The 19,571-nt window shown below is 68.0% G+C and carries 16 protein-coding genes and 7 pseudogenes; 15 read left to right on the top strand and 8 right to left on the bottom strand.

The window, feature by feature from the left end:
• Positions 1 to 34: 34 nt before the first annotated feature.
• The 6 genes and pseudogenes from NP777_RS31290 to NP777_RS31315 form a co-directional block, all read left to right on the top strand.
• A pseudogene (locus NP777_RS31290) lies at positions 35 to 253 on the top strand (hypothetical protein); the annotation flags it as partial.
• A 6-nt stretch (positions 254 to 259) separates the two neighbouring features.
• Entirely contained in the window at positions 260 to 724 is a 465-nt protein-coding gene (gene trxA, locus NP777_RS31295; RefSeq protein ID WP_256653532.1) for a thioredoxin, read from the top strand.
• 5 nt (positions 725 to 729) lie between these two features.
• Positions 730 to 933, top strand: coding sequence for a hypothetical protein (locus tag NP777_RS31300; RefSeq protein ID WP_256653533.1), 204 nt, complete (start codon positions 730 to 732; stop codon positions 931 to 933).
• Positions 933 to 2,735, top strand: coding sequence for an FAD-dependent oxidoreductase (locus NP777_RS31305; RefSeq protein ID WP_256653534.1), 1,803 nt, complete (start codon positions 933 to 935; stop codon positions 2,733 to 2,735). The genes NP777_RS31300 and NP777_RS31305 overlap by 1 nt, the downstream gene beginning before the upstream one ends.
• 22 nt (positions 2,736 to 2,757) lie before the next feature.
• Positions 2,758 to 3,255: an Hsp20/alpha crystallin family protein gene (locus tag NP777_RS31310; RefSeq protein ID WP_256653535.1), complete on the top strand. Its 498-nt coding sequence runs from the start codon at positions 2,758 to 2,760 to the stop codon at positions 3,253 to 3,255.
• A gap of 73 nt (positions 3,256 to 3,328) precedes the next feature.
• The gene (locus NP777_RS31315) at positions 3,329 to 3,763 is read left to right on the top strand and encodes a DUF2267 domain-containing protein (protein ID WP_256653536.1); all 435 of its coding nucleotides are present in this window, start codon (positions 3,329 to 3,331) and stop codon (positions 3,761 to 3,763) included.
• A 175-nt stretch (positions 3,764 to 3,938) separates the two neighbouring features.
• On the opposite strand, the pseudogene NP777_RS31320 reads toward NP777_RS31315, so the two are convergent.
• Positions 3,939 to 5,081 (bottom strand): annotated as a pseudogene (locus tag NP777_RS31320) (IS1182 family transposase); the annotation flags it as partial.
• 123 nt (positions 5,082 to 5,204) lie between these two features.
• On the bottom strand, positions 5,205 to 5,702 hold the full coding sequence (locus NP777_RS31325) for a GNAT family N-acetyltransferase (protein ID WP_256653537.1): 498 nt from the start codon (positions 5,700 to 5,702) through the stop codon (positions 5,205 to 5,207).
• 265 nt (positions 5,703 to 5,967) lie between these two features.
• Between NP777_RS31325 and NP777_RS48840 the strand changes: the two are divergent.
• Positions 5,968 to 6,111: pseudogene (locus tag NP777_RS48840) on the top strand (alpha/beta hydrolase); the annotation flags it as partial.
• Between the two features lie 120 nt (positions 6,112 to 6,231).
• Here the strand turns inward: NP777_RS48840 and NP777_RS31335 are convergent.
• Positions 6,232 to 7,257 carry a hypothetical protein gene (locus NP777_RS31335; protein ID WP_256653538.1) on the bottom strand — a complete coding sequence of 342 codons (1,026 nt, stop codon included), beginning with the start codon at positions 7,255 to 7,257 and terminating at the stop codon, positions 6,232 to 6,234.
• A 134-nt stretch (positions 7,258 to 7,391) separates the two neighbouring features.
• Between NP777_RS31335 and NP777_RS31340 the strand changes: the two genes are divergently transcribed.
• Positions 7,392 to 8,102 (top strand): TetR/AcrR family transcriptional regulator, encoded by a 711-nt coding sequence (locus NP777_RS31340; RefSeq protein WP_256653539.1) that lies wholly within the window; start codon positions 7,392 to 7,394, stop codon positions 8,100 to 8,102.
• Positions 8,103 to 8,162: 60 nt separating this feature from the next.
• Here the strand turns inward: NP777_RS31340 and NP777_RS31345 are convergent, their stop codons facing one another.
• Positions 8,163 to 8,345 carry a hypothetical protein gene (locus NP777_RS31345; protein WP_256653540.1) on the bottom strand — a complete coding sequence of 61 codons (183 nt, stop codon included), beginning with the start codon at positions 8,343 to 8,345 and terminating at the stop codon, positions 8,163 to 8,165.
• A complete protein-coding gene (locus tag NP777_RS48845; protein ID WP_308405269.1) occupies positions 8,342 to 8,587 on the bottom strand; it encodes a hypothetical protein in 246 nt (81 codons plus the stop codon). The genes NP777_RS31345 and NP777_RS48845 overlap by 4 nt, the downstream gene beginning before the upstream one ends.
• Before the next feature lie 400 nt (positions 8,588 to 8,987).
• Between NP777_RS48845 and NP777_RS31355 the strand changes: the two are divergent.
• From NP777_RS31355 to NP777_RS31370, 4 genes and pseudogenes are all read left to right on the top strand, one after another.
• Positions 8,988 to 9,192: pseudogene (locus NP777_RS31355) on the top strand (hypothetical protein); the annotation flags it as partial.
• A 433-nt stretch (positions 9,193 to 9,625) separates the two neighbouring features.
• Entirely contained in the window at positions 9,626 to 10,846 is a 1,221-nt protein-coding gene (locus NP777_RS31360; RefSeq protein ID WP_256653541.1) for an MFS transporter, read from the top strand.
• 12 nt (positions 10,847 to 10,858) lie between these two features.
• Entirely contained in the window at positions 10,859 to 12,361 is a 1,503-nt protein-coding gene (locus NP777_RS31365; protein ID WP_256653542.1) for a xylulokinase, read from the top strand.
• Positions 12,362 to 12,409: 48 nt separating this feature from the next.
• On the top strand, positions 12,410 to 13,951 hold the full coding sequence (locus NP777_RS31370) for a M81 family metallopeptidase (RefSeq protein WP_256653543.1): 1,542 nt from the start codon (positions 12,410 to 12,412) through the stop codon (positions 13,949 to 13,951).
• Positions 13,952 to 14,114: 163 nt separating this feature from the next.
• On the opposite strand, the pseudogene NP777_RS31375 reads toward NP777_RS31370, so the two are convergent.
• Positions 14,115 to 14,444: pseudogene (locus tag NP777_RS31375) on the bottom strand (transposase); the annotation flags it as partial.
• Positions 14,445 to 14,668: 224 nt separating this feature from the next.
• Positions 14,669 to 14,860 (bottom strand): annotated as a pseudogene (locus NP777_RS31380) (IS701 family transposase); the annotation flags it as partial.
• Here NP777_RS31380 and NP777_RS31385 point away from each other — a divergent pair.
• Positions 14,860 to 15,066 (top strand): annotated as a pseudogene (locus NP777_RS31385) (DUF1343 domain-containing protein); the annotation flags it as partial. The pseudogenes NP777_RS31380 and NP777_RS31385 sit on opposite strands and share 1 nt — an antisense overlap.
• Before the next feature lie 70 nt (positions 15,067 to 15,136).
• Here NP777_RS31385 and NP777_RS31390 read toward each other — a convergent pair.
• A complete protein-coding gene (locus tag NP777_RS31390) occupies positions 15,137 to 16,726 on the bottom strand; it encodes a PucR family transcriptional regulator (RefSeq protein WP_256653544.1) in 1,590 nt (529 codons plus the stop codon).
• A gap of 303 nt (positions 16,727 to 17,029) precedes the next feature.
• Here NP777_RS31390 and NP777_RS31395 point away from each other — a divergent pair, with 303 nt between their 5' ends.
• Together NP777_RS31395 and NP777_RS31400 are read left to right on the top strand one after the other, a co-directional pair.
• Complete coding sequence (locus NP777_RS31395; protein WP_256653545.1) at positions 17,030 to 18,493, top strand: sodium:solute symporter; 1,464 nt, start codon at positions 17,030 to 17,032, stop codon at positions 18,491 to 18,493.
• A 120-nt stretch (positions 18,494 to 18,613) separates the two neighbouring features.
• A complete protein-coding gene (locus NP777_RS31400) occupies positions 18,614 to 19,405 on the top strand; it encodes a class II aldolase/adducin family protein (protein ID WP_256653546.1) in 792 nt (263 codons plus the stop codon).
• Positions 19,406 to 19,571 lie beyond the last annotated feature (166 nt).

The raw sequence follows: 19,571 nt of genomic DNA on the forward strand, positions 1-19,571 counted from the left end.
AAGCCCACGAGGCCGGGGCGCCTCCTGGCCGCGCGAGGGCTATGACCCGGTGTACGGGGCCCGCCCGCTGCGCCGCTCCATCTCCCACGAGGTGGAGACCCTCATCGGGCGCGCCCTGCTGCGCGGCGACGTCGAGGAGGGCGCCACCGTCAAGGTGGACGGCCGACACGGCGAACTGGTGGTCACCTACGAACAGCCATCGGGCGAGCACGTCGAGGAGCGAGCCCGGCAGGAAGTCGGAGAGGAGGCGTGACCGGCCATGCCAAGCCCAACGATCAAAGCCCGGACCATCAAGTGCCCCACCTGCGGACGCGCGAACAAGATCCCCGTGGCGGCCGAGGGCGCCCCTCGGTGCGGGAACTGCAAGTCGTCGCTGCCATGGATCGTGGACGCGGACGAGAACGAGTTCGCCGGGGTCGCCGAGGAGGCGACGCCCCTCGTCGTCGTGGATCTGTGGGCGACTTGGTGCGGGCCCTGTCGGATGGTCAGCCCCGCACTTGAGCAGGTCGCCACGGAGCTGGCGGGCAAGGTCAAACTCGTCAAGGTCGACATCGACCGCAATCCGCACCTCGCCCAGCGGTTCGAGGTGCAGGCCGTGCCGACCCTGCTCATCCTGGACAAGGGGGAGCCGGTCGCCCGCCGCGCGGGTGCCGCCCCGGCGGGCACCCTGCGCTCGTGGGTAGAGCAGGTGGCGACGGGCCGGCGGGACAGCGAGAGAGGGTGAACGCCATGGCCATCGAACCCGATCCGCATCTGTCGATGGTGCGCCCGGTCTCCCCGCGCAGCCCCGAGGGGTGTGAGGAGTGCCTGCGGCTGGGGTCCCCCTGGGTGCATCTGCGGCTCTGCCTGACCTGCGGACACGTGGGGTGCTGTGACTCCATGGAGCCGGGCGAGACCTGGCGGTGGTGCTACGCCCACGAGGCCATGGCCTGATGGCAGGCGGCGACCGGCCCCCCGAGGCCGCTCCCGACGAGGCGGTGTCGTTCGAGACCCCGGATCTGTACGGCGCCTATCCCCGGCTGTCGCAAGCCCAGATCGCGTTCCTCGCCGAACACGGGGAGCGCTTGCGGGTCGAGCCGGGCCAGGTGCTGGTCCGGGAGGGAGAGCGGTGTGCGGAGTTCCTGGTCATCCTCATCGGCTCCATCGAGATCGTAGAGGCCCATGGCACCCCCGACGAGCGGGTCCTGAGAGTACATGGGCCGGGGCGCTTCCTCGGCGAGCTGGGGCTGCTCCAGGGGCAGGTGGCCTTCTACACCGCCCGGGTCCGTGAGCCCGGGGAGGTGCTGTCCCTTCCGATCGACCGGCTGCGGGTGCTGGTCGCCCGCGATCCGATCCTCGGCGACCTCATCCTCCGCGCTTACCTGGGCCGCCGCGCGCTGCTCGTCGGGGTCGGCGCGGGCTTCCGCATCCTCGGCTCGCGCTACTCGCCCGACACCCGGCGGCTGCGCGAGTTCGCGGCCCGCAACCGGCTGCCGCACCGCTGGATCGACCTGGAGGCGGACGAGGAGGCCGAGGCACTGCTGCGCCGCTTCTCCATCCCCCCGGAAGAGACACCCATCGTCATCTGGCGCGATCAGCGGGTGCTGCGCAACCCCAGCAACGCCGAACTTGCGCGGCTCATCGGTCTCTCCCTTCCGTCCGTCGAGGAGACCCGCAGCGATTTGATCATCATCGGCTCCGGGCCCGCCGGGCTGGCGGCCGCCGTCTATGGCGCGTCCGAGGGACTGACCACGGCCCTCCTGGACGCGATCGCCACGGGCGGCCAGGCGAGCACGTCGTCCCTCATCGAGAACTACTTCGGCTTTCCGAGCGGGATCTCCGGTTCCGACCTCGCCGAACGAGGCGAACTCCAAGCGCGCAAGTTCGGGGCCCAGGTGTGGGTTCCGGCGGAAGCGGCTTTGCTCAAGCCCGAGGACGACGGCTACTACCGCGTCACCTTCGCCGACGGCGGCGATGTGGTGAGCCACACCGTCGTGCTGGCAACGGGCGCCTGGTACCGCAGGCTCGAAGTGCCCGGCATCGAACGGGTGGAGGGGACGAGCGTCTACTATGCGGCGACCGTGTACGAGGCACAGCAGTGCAGCGCGGATCCGGTCGCGGTGGTCGGCGGCGGCAACTCCGCGGGCCAGGCCGTCCTCTTCCTCGCGCAGCGCGTCCCGCGCGTGCATCTGCTGATCCGGGGCCCGGACCTCGGCGCCAAGATGTCCCGCTACCTCGTCGACCAGATCGAACGCCATCCACGGGTGAATGTGCTGCTGAACAGCGAAGTGCGCGGGGTGGTGGAGGGCGACGATGTCCTGCGGGCCGTCGTGGTGGAGAACAACCGCACGGGGGAGCGCCGCAACCTGGTCGTGCGCGCGATGTTCGTCTTCATCGGGACCCGGCCCCGTACGACGTGGCTCGGCGACGTGGTCGCCTTGGACGACCGGGGCTTCGTGCTCACCGGCGCCTCGGCGCAGGCCCGCGCGAGTGGCACGGTCTGGGAGGGCCAGGGCCGTACCTGTCTGGGGCTGGAGACCAGCCTGCCCGGCGTCTTCGCCGCGGGCGACGTGCGCAGCGGCTCCGTCAAGCGGGTGGCCTCCGCCGCCGGCGAAGGGGCGATGGCCATCCACCAGGTCCACGAGCACCTCGGCCACACCACCGTCGACGTCGCGCGCCACCCCGATGACACAGAAGCTCCGTCCGGCCGGTTCACCGAGCCGGGCGGTGGCCACAACACATCCCCTGCCCACTAACCGACACCGGAGGTGACGGACGATGAACATGCCGGTTCGCCGACAGCAGCGAGGCCAGGGAACGGCGGAGCGTCCCAGGGGCTGGGCGCGCCATCCGCTTCTGGAATTCGACGACCTCATCAACCAGATGGGTGGTCTGCTCGAATCCACGGTCGGAAGCGCGGCTCCCGCCATAGCGGCGTGGACGCCGTCCGCCGATGTGACCGAAGCCGACGACGCCTATCACATAGAACTCGAGCTCCCCGGCGTGGACCGCAAGGACGTCGACATCGAGATCAATGGTCAGGAGCTGGCCGTCACGGGAGAGATCAAGGAACAGGAGCGCAAAGGCATCATACGGCACAGCAGTCGCCGTACCGGTCGCTTCGAGTACCGGTTGCTGCTGCCGAGCGAAGTGAACACCGAAGACGTCACGGCGAGCATGTCCAGCGGCGTGCTCACGATCACCGTCCCCAAGGCGGCGACCGCCAAGCCCCGTCACATCGAGATAACCGAGAGCAGCGAACGCCAGGGCGGCTGAGACCGCCGGGATCCGGCTCTCCCCGCGGCGGCCCCGCTCCGCCGGGTGCCGCCGCGGGCATCGGAAGGACTACATGATGGTTGCGGCAGGCTTTTCCTCGTTCGACACCATGGTCGACAAGGCCAACCATGTCCTGAAGGAGATCGAGCACGCCTATGGGTGGCCCAAGGAGCGCCGGAAGCAGTCGTACGCCGCTCTGCGCGAGGTCCTGCACCATCTCCGGGACCGGCTGTCGGTCGATGAGACCGTGCACTTCGGAGCGCAGCTTCCGACCTTGCTGCGCGGCGTCTACTACGACGGGTGGAAACCCGCGGAGACGCCCGTGAAATTGAACAGCGACGAATTCTTCCGGCAGGTCCGGCACGACTTTCCGTACGCGATCGAGGGCGACACCGAGCAACTGGTGCGCACGGTCCTGCATGTCCTCGAGCACCACATCAGCGAGGGCGAGTGGAAGGACCTCGAGGCGCGCATGCCCGCCTCGATGTCCGCGGTCATGCCCTCCTAGCTAGGAGCGTGGGCCAGTAACGAGCGAGCGGCTCCGTTGCTGTGACCGGCGGATCGGTTGCGGCGGCTCTGTCCGGGCCTGTGGGGCTCTGGCGGGGCCGTGATGGCCGGGTGTCCGGCCAGGAAAGCTCGTCACGTAGCCGGGGGCCCGGCCGGTCAGCTGGCCAGGGCGGCTATTCGTGGGCGAGGCGGCCGGTGGCCATGAATGTATCGGTTCCGCAGGCGGGTTGGCGGTCCCTGGCGGCTTGGAGGTTGGTTTCGGAGCAGTACCCGGCGTCGACGAGGGCCTGCTTGGGGTGGGTGCCGGTGTTCGCCGCGGACTGCTGCTCCAGCATGGTGGTGTAGTTCAGCGCGTCGGAGGCGTTGGTCGTCACGTCGGCAGCGGTGATGACCTGGTGGGCCTCGTCGACGACGGCCTGGGCGTTGTAAGCCTGGATGTAGGCGCCGTCGCTGTTCTTCATGATCCGTGAGTCGGGGTCGGTGAAGTTGGCCTGGGCCTTCGGCTTCGGGCGTGCCCGGTCGGCGGCCTGCTCGCCGGCGTCGGTGACGGCCTGCTCGTCGATGGTGCCGGTGCGCTGCTGGCGGCGGCGTTCCTTGTCCTCGGCGTGGCGGCGCGCTTTTTCAGCGGCCTCGGACTCGATCTGGGCGCGGGCGGCCTGCAGTCTGGCCAGGCGCTTCTCGCGCCGGTCGAACTCGGCGGGCAGGTCGGCGTCCTTGCCGTCCGGGCCGAACCGGGCGTCCTCGGCTTCGTCGGTGGCCTCGGCGTCGACCAGCAAGGCGGCGGCCTTCGCCTCCAGGTGGGCGATCTCGGCCTCGATACGCTCTTCCTTGTCGACAAGGCGGCCGTAGCTCATCGCCTTGTGCTTGGAGGCGATTGGCCTCCAGCTTGGTGCCGTCCAGGCGACGCGGCCCATCTTGACCATGCCCAGTTTTTGGGCGAGGTGCGGGGACTGGGTGAACAGGTCAGCGAGCGCGTGAAGGTGGCGGCGGCGGAACCGGGCGATCGAGCGGAAGTCCGGGGCCTGGTCGGCGGCCAGGAACCGGAACGCCATGTCGTCGACGCACGTGCGCTCGATCGCCCGGGAGGAGCGGATGCCGGTGGTGTAGCCGTAGATCAGCAGTCGCAGCATCAGCCGGGGGTCGTAGGGCGGAAAGCCTCGCTTTTCGGTGTAGTCGGCCAGCACCGGGGAGAGGCCGAGCACATCGTCGACCAGGTCCGCGACGAGCCGGGCGAGGTGGCCCTCGGACAGCCAGTCGTCCAGCGACGGCGGCAGCAGCAACACCTGGTGCGGGTCGAACGCCAGGAACCGCTTGTCCACCCCCGCCGTATATGCCCGAGTCCGCCCCGACTCAACCGACTCGACCTCGAACAGCCCCTCCTGATCACGCATACCGAGATCATCCCGCACGAATGACCACGATCTGAGCACGGGTTGCCGGCGTCAGCCGCCAGTTGGCATCACCACGGTCCGGACGAACGCGGCAGCGCCCTCGCGCTCGTAGAAGCGGAGGGCGGCGTCGTTGCCAGCGAGCACGGAGATGTTCATGACCTTGACGCCATGCTGCGCCAGATAGTCGCGGGCAGCCGATACGAGGCCCTGGCCGATGCCCGCGCCGCGGGCATCGGTATCGACCACGAGCGTCTCCAGGACACCGACCCGCTCGCCCCACTGCCATGAGCCCGGCGACTCAGCGACCCGGACCATCGCGTAGCCCAGCAGGCGATCCCCGCCGCCCGCGGTGAACGCCCGCGTAAGGGGCGACCGCAGCCACTCCACGTACAGCTCGCGCCGCACTCGCCAGGTGTCCTCAGGCGGGCGCATGGGCGCCACGGCCTCCAGGTGACTCCCGATCCGCCGGTGGTGGGCCTGCAATTGGAGCCAGAGCGGCCTCAGGCGGTCGATGTCGCGGGCGGCGAGGATGTCGATCACGGATTCCATGGCACTCAGCCTAGAAGACTGCTGCAACACCTGGAGCGGATCGAACGCCAGGAACCGCATGTCCACGCCCGCCACACGGCCCCGCGGCCGACTCGACCTCGAACCGCCCATCCTCACCACTCATACCGAGATCATCCCGCATAAATGATCACGAACCGCTGCCGGGTTGCCCGTTACTGACCCACGCTCCTAGCCATGCTCGCGCACGCAACCCCGACGGCCACCGCGCACCAGGCCAGGGAAAAAAGGGGGGCGGAACCGGTGAGACGGTCGGGTCAACGACACCAGCGGCGTCTTCTGCATCTCGCACTGGCTGGTCGCCCAGAACCGGCTGCATCACTACTGCAAGGACCCGGGCGAGGTCTTCCGAGAGCCGTACGCGAGCCGCGTGGAGTCACTCTTCGACGGAAGGCCGTTGTGAACCAGGGCGAGGTGGACCACTTCGGGTCCTTCACCGTGTCCGCACCGCAGGTGGCGCGTTGGTTCGATGCACTGGCCGGGCACTGATCGCTACGGTGACGGGCATGCATCAGTAGCGTCTCTCCGTCGTGTCGGACGGCGACCGACGTGCGGACTGTAGTCGGCGGCCAGCCCAGACGAGCAGTGCCAGTACGCCCAGGAACAGGGTGGCGTTGACGCTGTACTTCACGGGGTACGACACGGCGCCCAGCGGATCGATGGTGAACGAGAGGGCCGCGTTGACGGCGAGCGCCGTGCCGCCGACGGCCAAGATGTGGGGGTGACGCCAGCGAGCGCGCTTGGACCAGCGCAGCAGCAGACAACCACCCGCGGTCAGCACCAGCATGTCCAGCGCGACTCCCGGCCACGTCACGGGCATCAGGTGATGGGCGGTCAGGACCATGGCGGTACCGCAGCCAACCAGCCACAAGGGTGGTATCCGGCCGGGCGTGCGCGCCCCTCGTGGCGGTATCGCGAAGGCGGCTAGAGCCAGGGAGAGAGCGAGGGCGGCTGTGGTCGCGAGTTGGGCGCGGCCAGCCGTGAAGTTTTTGGTCTGGTCATAGTTGACCAGTGTGGCGGCAGCCAGGTAGAGAGCGACCATTGTGATCACGCCGCCCTTTCGCAGCCACGGCCGGTCGGCGAGCTGCGGGGCGCAGGACTCGACGACGGCGATCGGTGCGGCGAAGCTCCAGATCACGTGGCCTATGACGAAGTTCGTCACATAGTGGGCGCTGACGCCGGTACCGGAGATGAGAGTGGGCAGGCGATCCTGGTCCCAGACGGGATTACCCGTGACGTGCGGATTGAACAGGCTCTGGTCGATCAGTCCGGCCTCGATCAGGCCGAACGCGGCGCTCAGCAGCAGGACAGTCGGCCAGCCGCGCCGGGCCCGAAGGGACGCCTCTCGGATCAACACGGCCACCGTGCCGTAGAGCGGGGCAAGGACGAGCAGACCGGCCAGCAGCTGCACTGGCTGGCCGGTGGTCTGGTCGTAGCCGATGAGGTACTCAGCGCTGATCGGCGACAGGAGCAGCAAGCCCATGGCCGGAACGAGCCTGCGCCGTGACGGATATGTGGTGACGGTGCCGCTGTCCATGCCGGTCCTTCTCCGAGCGGTCGAAGCGGGGGTTCTCTCCAGGGTCAGTATAAACCGAGTGCTCGGTCTATAAATGGCCTGAGAAGATGAAGATGATGGGACGGCGTCGACCGAGGGTGTGGGTAGGAGGCAGCATGGTGAGGAAGCTCGACCCGGCCAAGCACCAGGCACGGCGGCAGCACATCGTGAACGCGGCGGCGGAACTGTTCGCCGTCAAGGGCTTCGACCGGACCACCACGGCCGAGATCTGCAAGGCGGCTGGCATCAGCGCGGGCAACCTGTTTCACTACTTTTCCAACAAGCGAGCGATCTTCTTGGCCGTCCTCGAGGAGGACGAGGAGAGGGCAGAAGGTTTGGCCCGGGCGCGCACGAGTGACGATCCGTGGGCAGCTCTTCTGGAGGTTGTGGACCTTCTCGCCGCGCCCGCGGCGGAGCCTTCGGCACCGCGCCTTGTCATGGAGGCGATGGTCCAGGCGCACCATGACCCGGAGCTCAGCGCGCGGCTGAGTCGGGACAACGACGAGGAGCACGCTGTCATCGCGGCGCTGATCGCGGAGGCCGCCGCCGACGGCCAGATCGACCCTGGCCTGAAGCCCGACGATACCGCGTCGTGGGTCCTGGCACTGATCGCTTCGCTCTACACAAGCGCTGCCACCGACCCAGCGTTTGCGCCGACCGAGCAACTGCCGACCCTCAAGCTGATCCTTCACCGATTCCTGCGCGCCGACAGCCCCAGCGCGGGCAACATGCCCCGACTCGGCGTTGAGCGGATCGGACCAACGACCCGCCAACGCGAAGACGCCCCGGCAGAGCCGATGACGCCCGCCGCACGACCGCAGCGCTGATTCTTTATTGCCGTACAGCGGATGACCTGGGGCTTTGCGATCGCCCGAGTATGGACATGATCACTGATCGTGGGCCTGCGACTGCTTTATCTGACCTTCTGCCGACTGCTGGGCTGCTTCCTCTTGCTGGGCCGACCGACCGCCGCGAGCAACGCTGAGATCCTCGCTCTCCGCCACGAGGTCGCGGTCGTGCGTCGGCAGATCGACCGTGCGCTTGCCGAATACCTCATTCGTGCAGGTCACGCGGCGTGTTTGTATGCGTGGAGGATGCGGCCAAGGCGGTCGTGGCGTCGTATGCCGAGGTGGCTTAGCTTGTCGGGATCGTCGATCGGTGTGGGGGAGTGGGTGTAGCGGTCGGGCGTTCGCGATGCCCTGGTGCGGTCGGTGAGAGTAGCCTGGATGCCGCCGAAGATGACCTCGATCCCCACGTCTTTGAGGACGCCATCGAACAGTCCGGGGAACTTCGCATCCCTGTCCCTGATCATGAACCAGGCCCGGCAGCCGTCGCCAGGAGGGCGTCGGCTCGGGAACGCAGGAGGTCGGCCCATGTGCTGGAGTTCCGGCCGGGCGCCGGATCGACGTCGGCATCCCCGGGTCGCTGGGGCAGCGACGGACGCATGAGCAGCCGCGCACGCCGCGGAACCGGCAACGGCAGCCGGTGCAGCCACGCCGCCAGGAGCGCACGATCGCCCGGAGCAGACCGTACCAGCCGCAGCAGCCCGGTCGATCATCACGACGCGTGAACCACCGACTACGCGAGAGCGCCTACCCGAGCGGCGAGGCCGGACGTCCGCCGGTCCCGATACAGGCTTCCGGCCAGGGCGGATGGCACTCTCGGCAAGCACAGCGGTGAAGAACCTATTCGACCCGGACAACCCGCTCACAACCTCGGCGTTGCTCGTCGGCTGCTGCGGCCTCGCCGGGAACTTCGGCATGGAACGCGGCCACTTCGAGGTTTCCGTGGCCGTTGCGTAACGCGCTCCTGCCCGCGTTGCGCGAACACCCTGGCGCCGTCCTGCTCGCCGACGGCTTCTCCTGCCGCGCCCAAGCCGACCAGCTGGCCGGAGTCGGCGGCGTGCACCTGACGTAGCTGCTCCGGAAACGCTGAAGACACGGTAAGCCTTTTCTATCTTCGGTCTGAGCTGGGGTGATGCAGACAGAGCACGGCCTGGACGGGGTTCGTGATGCGGGTGATTGCGAGCGGTTGACCGTCTGCTACGCCGCCAGCTTGCCGGACCAGGCGCAACTGCGCGCAACGTCCACATCGGGCCACGGAAGGCCTGCCCGGGGGTTGACATGGCGGAAACGCTACTTCCATGATTTGCGTCACTGCTCCACAGAAATCCACTGTTCCGGTCACATTCCCTCGTCGCCAAGGCTCATGGGGCCTCAACGAGTCGCCGTCAGGTCCCGCCAACAGCGGGGGAAGCGCGTGAGCGGGAGGGGCGCATCGGACGACGAGGAGAACCATGGTCTGGCGATTTCAACCCGGGAAGTACAGCGCTCTCGCGGGGTGCTCCCTGATGCTGACATTGGTCTACATGTCGCTGACCTCGTGGTCCGTAGCCGTGAACGAACTTGCCGACAACTTCGGGCTTTCAACGGTGACGGTCCAGCTCGGATCCTCCGCACTGATCGCCGGCTACGCGATCGGCGGCTTCGTTCAGGGGCGGTTGCTGGCCAGGTTCGGCTGGCGCAGGGTCTTCACCTGGGTGATTCTCGCATTCCTGCTGGCCTCGGCCTTGATCCCCGTTGCGGACAACTATGCGCTCATCCTGATTCTGCGCTTCGTACAGGGCTGGGGGTGCATGGTCACGGTGACCAGCGCCATCGTCAGTTCCTGGTTCCCCATGCGTGAGCGCGGCCTGGCGCTCGGCGTGCTCCTGGGCACCATCGGATTGGGCTCGGCCTTCGGCGGGTATGTCGCCGGTCTGCTCAACCCGGTGATCGGCTGGCAGAACACCTTCTGGACCATCACTGCGGTCACGGTTGTCGGAGCGATCGGCTTCTACGTGCTCGTACGGCAGGCACCTCCGCTGGCTGAGGAGTCCGTGCAGGAGACAAACGCCGATTCGCCTTCATCGCTTCAGGCGGACCCGCACAGTACGGAAAGTTCATCGGTTTACCGCCAGCCCGCCCTGTGGATCCTCGGTGTGATCACGCTGTGCTGCTTCTTCAACGTCTACGGCATGTACGCCTACCTGGCCCAGTACCTGTTCACCCTCCACTACTCGTCGGCGGCGGTCGGCCTGGCGGTTTTCCTCAACGGCTTCGTCGCCGTCGTCTCCACTCCGGTGGGCGGCTGGATCTCCGACCGCCTCGTCGTGCGCATGGGAGCGCTGCGGGGGCGTACCTTCACCAACGCCTGGCCCGCGCTGGCTGTCGCTGCCGTGGGCTGCACCCTGCTGCCCCACCTCGCTCCCCTCGGTCTGGGCTTCACGATCGGCGTAGTGATCGTCGCCGGCTGGGGTGGGCCGGCCACCAACGGTCCAGGGCTGTCGCTGCCCTCCGATCTGTTCGGTAGCGCGGCCGCAGGGCCCGGGGTCGGTCTGGTGCTTCTGATCGCCGGGGCCGGCGGCATCATCGCGCCGATCTTCGTACCTCTTCTGGCCCAGGCCACCAGCTGGACCGTCGGCTGGTACGTCACTGCCGGAGCTGCGGTGATCGGCCTGCTGCTCAACCTCGTCCTCGGACGACAGCGCGCCAGGACCGCGTCCCCCGCAGTCACGTCCGCCGTTTCCTGACTGGAGGCAGTAATGAGCAACCAACCCGACTACGTGATGGCGTACGACTGCGGAACGACCTCACTCAAGGCAGGGGTCTTCGACAGCTCCGGCAGGATCATCGCCGAGGCCAACGAGACCTACCCCCTCCATCAGCCTCACCCCGGCTGGGCCGAACAGGACCCCGACGTACTCTGGGAGGCTGTCTGCCGAGCCGGCAAGCGGGTACTGGCTGCCTCACAGATCGACCCGCGGGCCATCGCCGCAGCCGTGTTCGTCGCTCCGTGGAAGAACATCATACCGGTCACGGCCGATGGCGACGTGCTACGACGTAGCATGATCTGGCTTGACTCACGAGCGATCGAGCAGGCCGAGCGACTCAACCAGAACGCCGGCTTTTTCGTCGGCACCGGTCAGGAATACTGGCCGCGGCTGATGTGGCTCAAGGAGAACGAGCCCGAGGTATGGGATCGCGCCGACATGATCATGGGTCTCAACACCTACTTCAAATGGCGCGCGACGGGCGAGTTCGTCACAGAACCCTCCGACGACTTCATCAGCTCCGGTAAAGAGGCGGTACAGCGCCAATTCAGCACCATCCTGGCGTCTGCGGGCCTTCTCCAGGATCTGGCCAAATTTCCAGTGTGTCGCCCGGCGACCGAGATGGTCGGCACCATCACCGGGACGGCCGCCACTGAGCTCGGCCTCGCCGAAGGAACCCCGGTTTTCGGCGGGTTCGGTGATCTTCCAGCCATCACCGTCGGTATCGGCCGGGCCCGGCTCGGCGACCTCCACATATACCTCGGTACTTCGTCTTGGCTGGTCAACATCGTCGCTGACCGATTCGCCTCCGAGGCGACCTTGCACTTCGCCTTCGACAATTCCGTCGATGGCGCGGGCTTCGTCATCCAGACCGGCTGCCTCGCCTACGACTGGGCAGTCGCCCAGCTGTACCACGCAGAGAGACAGGAACTGGGCGGAAAAATCGCCGACTTGGTCAACAAGGAGGTCGAAGAGATCCCAGCCGGCTCAGAGCGGCTCCTCGCCACGCACTGGCTCAACGGAGAGCTTCCCCCGCTGGCCAAGAACGCGACGGGCCTCTTTCTCAACCTCACCACGTCTCACGACCGGCGCCACATGGTGCGCGCCGTCATGGAGAGTGTCTGCTACACACACCGGATGAACCTCGAGCGCTATCTGCGAACCACCGGTGCTGAACGCCCGGACGCCATTCGTGTGGTCGGCGGCGGAGCGAACAGCGACCCTTGGATGCAGATGCTCGCTGACATCCTCCAGATACGCATCGAGGTTCCGGAAGCCCCTCGTTACACCGGTGTCATGGGCGCCTTCTACTGCGCCCAAGTCGGCCTGGGAAATCTCGAAGATTATGCAGCCGTCAGCGATGTGGTGCGCGTGCAGCGGGCCTTTCTTCCCAACCCGGACCACCGCGCAGTCTATGACCGTCTCTACTCGGTCTACCTGCGGCTCCTACCAGCCTTGGGCAATCTCTACGACGACCTCAACGGCCGGTACTGACATACCGCCCAGATCCCCGACAACCAGCCGCCGCAACACCAGAAGGGAATGAACCCGACGATGCGCGTCCTCATCTCCGAGTTCCGGCAGGAGACCAACTCGTTCAACCCAGCTCTGTCAGGCATGGAGACCTGGAGCCAGAACGGTATCTACGAAGGGCAAGCAGTCCGCGACCGCTTCGCGGGCACGCAATGCGCGGTAGGAGGAATGATTGACGCGGTCGACGAACACGCCCGCGAACTCGGCCACCACGAGGTCACCTTTGCTGTGGTGATGGCAGCTCAGAGCGGAGGCATCACCGAACAAACGGTGATGGACCACTACCTGCAGCGGCTGATCCCGGCCATCGAGGCCGCGGGCCCCCTCGACGTCGTGTTGCTCTCCTTCCACGGCGCACTGCAGACGACCGACTACGACGATCCCGAGGCCGAGATCGCGCGCCAGGTCCGGGAACTGGTTGGGGAGAACTGCGTGATCTCGGTCTCGACCGACCTGCACGCCTTCATTTCCCGAGAGCTGATCGCCTCGGTCGACTACGTGAGTGGTTACCAGACGTACCCTCACATCGACCACTACGGCACTGGTCACCGCGCCGCGCACCTCGGACTCAAGGCCGCGGCCGGGCAAGCGCGGCCGACGATGGCGTGGGTACCCGTCCCCATGATCGTGTCAGCGGCCTCCTACAACACTCTGGACGGACCGTTCGCCGACCTTGTTCAGCACGCACACCATCTGGTGGAATCCGGCGAACTCATCGACTGGTCGATCTATCAGATGCAGCCCTGGCTCGACGTTCCGGGAGGGCACTCCGCCGTCCTCGCGGTCGCCGACGAGGCCGGGCAAGCTGCCGCACAAGCCAAGGATCTCGCTCGGCGTCTCTACAGCCTGCGACACGCGTTCACAACGCACCTGCTCTCCATCGACGAGGCAATCGACACCGCCGAGAAGAGCACGAGCGGTAAGCCGGTCATCGTGGTGGATGCGGCGGATTCCTGCAACGCCGGTGCCGCGGGTGACAGCATGGCTGTCGCGGCACGGCTCCTCGAACGTGGCTCGTCCCTTCGCGCAGCCACCGTCGTCAATGACGGCGCCGCGGCCCGCCGGGCCCATGAACTCGGTGTGGGAGCCACCGCCGAGTTCACTCTGGGAGCGTCCCGTGACCAACGTGCCGTCCAGCTCCGAGCTACCGGGTACGTCCGCTCCGTGCACGATGGCGAGTTCGTCCAGGAGGGTCCGGCCAACCGAGGAATGGTCAACAAGATCGGCCCTACGGCCGTGCTGCGGTTCGGAAACCTCGACGTCCTGGTCTGCGATTGGATGATCGGCAACGGCGATCCGCAGTTGTACCGTGCCTTCGGCATCGAACCCACACTGTACGACTTGGTCGTGGTCAAGGCCCACACCTCCTTCCGTGCCGCCTACACACCTTTCGCGGGTGAGATCCTGGAGACCGACACCCCCGGCGCAGCAGCAACCGAGTTGCGGCGTCTGCCCTTCGAACGTATTCCGAAGTCGCTCTTCCCTTGGTCCGACGTAGAATCACCGGAGTTTCCAGTCGCCTTCTCCCGAAGCACACCGGGCTCCGTGTGACGCCTCGCCTCCATCACCGGCGACACTCGGCTGGACACGTCCGAAGCTTCGTACCCCCGAGGTCACTGACCGGTGGGTGTGGCCCGCAATCGCGGCTCACACACAGCTCCGGCTGGCCAGGGGCTGTCTCCGGTTGTGATCGGTGGGGTTTCAGGAGGCTGGAGATGCCGGCCGCGTCGTGATGCGCCCGCGTGGTGGTGGAGTCCACGCTGAGCAGGGACACGTCGATCTGTTCCCTGCGGGCGGTCTCGGTGATCGCCGCTTCCAGTAGGGTCTGGAAGACGCCAGCGTCGTGCCGTCGTGTGAAGCGGTTGTAGACGGTCTGCCAGGCACCGAACCGCTCAGGCATCTCCCTCCATTGGCTGCGGGTTCGCAACCGCCAGATCACCCCCTCGAACTGCTCCCGCAGCCGCCCGGGGTACGGGCCGAACCTGCCAACCGGCAGGAATCGCCCGATGGACCCCATCACGTCGGTGAGTTGAGCACAAGTCACCCCCCGGTCCTACCGGACCAGCACCCATCCCGGGCTTGATCACAACTGAAGACAGAACCTAGTACTGCAACGGTGCTTGTTCTGAGTGCTGGGCAGTTTTCAGGGGCTGTGTCCGCGTCGTTTGTAGTGACTGATGCGCGCTTGGTGTTGCCGCCTTCGGCGCCAGGTCGACCAGTGCAGGATGTGGTCGACCGGGGTGGGGCGGCGGTCGGTGAGACGGGTGATCAGGCGTCTGGTCTCGGTGAGGCTGAGGCGGATGAGCTGAGGGGATCCGTTTCTGCTTTCCCGGCGTCGAGTTCGCGGGCACGCAGGACGGTCAGGCAGGCGTGGGCGGCCATGGCCAGGGTCATGTGGCGGTGCCATCCGGGGTAGCGGCGGACCTGGTAGTCGTCCAGGCCGCATTCCTGCTTCGCACACGGGAGTGGCGCTACTGGTGACCGCGAAGCGTGCGTGGAGCGACTTCGCCTGGCGGCCCGATCACAGCATCGACCGGCTGACGGGCAGCGCGCGGGTCCGCACGATGATCGATGCGGGCGCCGGGGCGGACGAGGTGGCGGCGGCCTGGGAGAGTGAGCTGGCGGTGTTCCGCGGCATCCGCCGCCACTACCTCCTTTACCGCTGACAGCCCGACCGACCCGGTCCAGGACCTGGCTGGGCCCCCGATCAGGGCGCGGCACAGGCCTCGTCGCCGGTCAAGGGTGCGTGCGATGGTCGTCGGGCAGCCAGTGCAGGGCGAACCAGAGTTCCATCCGGACGCCCGGGTCCCGCAGGTCGACGTCGAGGAGTTCGGCGATCCGAGCGAGGCGGTGGCGCACGGTGTTGCGGTGCACTCCCAGGGCTGCCGCGGCGCGGTCCCAGCTGCCGTGCAGGTTCAGCCAGGTCCGCAGGGTGCCCAGGAGGACCGTGACGCCCGGTGAGCCGGCCTGGTCCAGCGGGGCGAAGCGGGTCCGGGCGAGCTCTTGGGCGTCGGCGGGCGCGACGATCGCATCGAGGCTGAGCGGGCCGGGGGAGTGCACGACGGCGGGGGCATCGGTGGCGATCGCGCGCTGCAGGGCGCGCTCGGCCTGGCGGTCGGCTCCTGGCAGGTCGGGGGCGGCCGCGGGCGCGCTGAAGCCGAGGATCCACCCCAGGTCGGCGGCCTGTGCGGGGGCGCTGGGCCGGGTGTCCGGTGCGCTGGGGATCAGCGCTCTCAGACCGGGCCCGTCGATGTACAGGTACGGCGTGCCAAGGGCGGTGCCCAGCGTCGCGAGCTGGGCCGGATCGTCACCGGCCGGCGGTGCCGGTGTGGAGCGTCCACGGTTGTGCCGTCCGTGGACCACGATCCAGTGCTCGCCGCCCGTTCGGCCGGCGGGGGCCAGGGCGGGTGCCACCTGGGCGGGGGTGGCCCCCAGCATCAGCCGTACCAGCGCGCCGACGCTGTGGGTGTCGGTGCCCAGGGCGTGCCGCGGGCTGGTGAGCAGGGCCAGCAGGACGGTCGCCGTACTGGTCACGTGGCGGTGAACCAGGGGCGGGGCCGCGGTGGTGGCCTGGGCAAGGGCCAGCGGCGTGGTGGCGCCGTCGGCGCCGGGCAGGGTGTGGACGGTCAGGTGGATGCCTCCGTGGTGATCCGCTGCCGCCGCGGGAGGAGCTGGCCTGTGCGCCGTGTGACGTCGGCTGGTGCGCGCGAGGGTGCGTACGGCGAGGTCGCGCACGCGCCGCGGTGCGGGAGCCGGGGGGCGAGGGCCGGCGCCGAACAGCTCGTTGCCCTGGGCGTCGAAAAGCACCGCCCAGGCCCCGGTGTGGGCGCTGAGCTGGGCGAGCACGGCCTGGAGCGCATCCGGACGGGCGGCGGCGGAGGCGAGAGCCGACTGAGCCCTGGAGATGTCCCTCAGCTCACGGTTGCGGGCCTCGGCGATGGCGGCGTACGTGGCCTGCCCGACCGCCACGAACGGTGTGGCCGGCGGCAGCCGCAGGAGCGGCAGCCCGTGGCGGTCACAGGCCGCGGCGAGTTCGGGTGGAACCTCCTCGTGTACGGGGGCGACACCGAATCCGAGCGCGGCCACCCCGGCGGCGACGACGCGCCGCAGGTAGGTGTCGATACCGTCCGCGGAGCGCGGGAGGCGAACCCCCGCGGTCAGGAGGAGTTCGCCGCCGACGAGGTAGGGCGTGGGGTCCTCGATCTCCGTGGTGCCGACCGTGCTGATACGGCGGTCCTCGGCCGGTCCGGCGACCTGGCGCAGGCCCAGTTCCGGGTCGGCCAGCAACACGCTGAGGGGAACGGACGGCTGCTCGGTCTCGGTCATGAGGAGGCATCCTCCCAGCCCGGCGGCACTGCGCGGGAGTGCCGTTTTTATCCAACGGATGACTCCATATTGGATGGAACCCGCACTTCAGCAACAGGACGACCGGTGGCTACGGTCGTGTGACCAGCAGGGCACCACCCCCGGCCCTTGCCCATGTGCACATCCCCTTGCCCCGCTCTCTCTTCTCCTCGGCACCGCACCGCCGACCTCCCCACCTGGCGCGCAGCGGTTGCCTTCCCCTCGAACAGCCCCTTTGACGGCTTCGCGCGTCAGGCGCCGGCCGCAGCGAATCGGAGGACCCTGATGACCGTCGACTACCTCGTCATGGCCGGATACCTGCTGGGCATCGTCGGCGTGGGCTGGTGGGGTAAGAAACGCGCCGCTTCCAAGAGCGACTTCCTGGTCGCCGGAAGACGGCTGGGCCCCCTCATGTACACCGGCACGATGGCCGCCGTCGTCCTGGGCGGCGCCTCCACCATCGGCGGCGTACGCCTGGGCTACACCTACGGCGTCTCCGGCGCCGCCATGGTCTGCTCCATCGGACTCGGGCTGCTGGCCCTGAGCGTCTTCTTCTCCGCCCGGATCGCCCGGCTGCGGGTCTACACCGTCGCCGAGATGCTCTCCCTGCGCTACGGCGACGCCGCCAGCATCGTCTCCGGCATCGTCATGTGGATCTACACCCTCATGCTGGTCGTGACCTCCACTATCGCCTACGCCAGCGTCTTCGATGTCCTGTTCGACGTCCCGCGCTGGGTCGCGGTCGTCATCGGCGGCACGATCGTCGTCGGCTACTCGGCGCTCGGCGGCATGTGGTCCATCACGCTCACCGACATGGTCCAGTTCGTGGTCAAGAGCCTGGGCGTCCTCGTCCTGCTGCTGCCCATCGCGGTGGTCAAGGCCGGCGGATTCCCCGCTATGGCCGACCGTCTTCCGCACGGCTACCTCTCCCCGACCTCCATCGGCGGACAGGCCATCTTCACCTTCGTACTGATCTACACCTTCGGCATGCTCATCGGGCAGGACATCTGGCAGCGGGTCTTCACCGCCCGCACCGACAAGGTCGCCGCCTGGGGTGGCACCGTCGCCGGCGTCTACTGTCTCGTCTACGCCCTGGCCGGGGCCTTCATCGGCATGGCCACCAAGGTGCTCTACCCCAACCTGGCCAGCGCCGACGAGGCATTCGCTACCATCGTCAAGCACGCCCTGCCCACCGGGATCAAGGGCCTGGTCCTGGCCGCCGCCCTGTCCGCGATGATGTCCACCGCCAGCGGCGCCCTGATCGCCTCCGCCACTGTCGTCACCAATGACATCTGGGCCCGGCTGCGTCACCGCGGCCGCCACGAGGCCCCCGCCAGCCCGGAGGACCAGGACGAGGTCGGCTCCAACCGCCTGGCCATCGCCATCCTCGGCGTGGCCTCCATGGTCATCGCCTGCCTCCTCGGGGACGTCATCGAGGCCCTCACCGTCGCCTACAACCTGCTCGTCGGCGGCCTGCTCGTACCCATCCTGGGCGGCCTGATCTGGCGGCGCGGAAACCTGCCCGGCGCCATGGCCTCGATGATCGCGGGCGGCGCCACTGTGATTACGTTCATGGTGGCCGACGGACTCCTCGCCAACGAACCGGTCTACTACGGCCTGCTCGCCAGCCTCATCGGCTATGTGGCCGTCAGCCTCGCGACCAAGCCGACCGAAGAAGCCGTCGTCGCGGCATGGCGCCGCCGCCTGGCGGGCGAGCCCGCCGGCACCCCCGAATTCAGCGCGGTCTGATCACACCGACGGCGTCGGCAGCTGACTCACCGACCCGGACCCCAGGCAAACCGACCCGGACCCCAGGCAAACCGGCCCGGGGCCCCGCCGGCCATCAGGCCCACGACAGAAGGATCACTCATGACCGAAGTGACACTCCGCACCGATCACACCGCCCAGGCCACCTCCGACGAGGAACACCGCCTGCGCCGCGAACTCGCCGCCGTGTACCGCCTGGTGGCTCACTTCCGGATGACCGACCTGATCTTCACGCATATCTCCGTCCGGCTCCCCGGACCCGAGCACCACTTCCTGATCAACCCCTACGGTCTGCTCTTCGAGGAGATCACCGCATCGAACCTCGTCAAGATCGACCTCTCCGGCCACCCCGTTGAGGACACCCCCTACCCCGTGAACCCCGCCGGTTTCGTCATCCACAGCGCCATCCACGCCGCCCGGCCCGACGCCCACTGCGTCCTGCATACCCACACCAAGGCCGGCTGCGCGGTCGCCGCGCAGGCGGACGGCCTCCTTCCGCTCAACCAGATCTCCATGGAGTTCTACGGCAGGGTCGGCTACCACGACTACGAGGGCGTCGCCCTCAACCTGGCCGAACAGCGCCGCCTCGTCGCCGACCTCGCCGACCACCCCGCGATGATCCTGCGCAACCACGGCCTGCTCACCGTCGGCGAAACCCCCGCCCAAGCCTTCCTGCGCATGTACTACCTCGACAAGGCATGCGAGATCCAGACCGCGGCCATGGCCGCCGGCTCCGAGCTCATCACCCCCCACCCCGACATCTGCGAACTCACCGCACGCCAACTGGCCGGCGAGGACGACAGCTCCGACCTCCAGGACGACAAGGCGTACGACCTCGCTTGGGCGGCACTGCTCCGGATGGTCGAGCGCATCGCCCCCGATTACAAGGACTGAAGCCCCGGGTTCACGCACAGCTCGTGGAGTTGTTGCCGAAGCACCGGGGCGCCGCGTCAGGCCGGGACCACCGTCAGGCCCCTCCGGCGCCGTCACGTTCACCGCTCCGTCCGCCGCCAGCGTGATGTCCAGTGGGGCCCCGAGCCTGTTCCATGCCGTGGTCTGG

Origin of the sequence: Streptomyces rugosispiralis (genome assembly GCF_024505145.1) — a bacterium.
In the GTDB taxonomy this organism is placed as follows: Bacteria; Actinomycetota; Actinomycetes; order Streptomycetales; family Streptomycetaceae; genus Streptomyces; species Streptomyces rugosispiralis.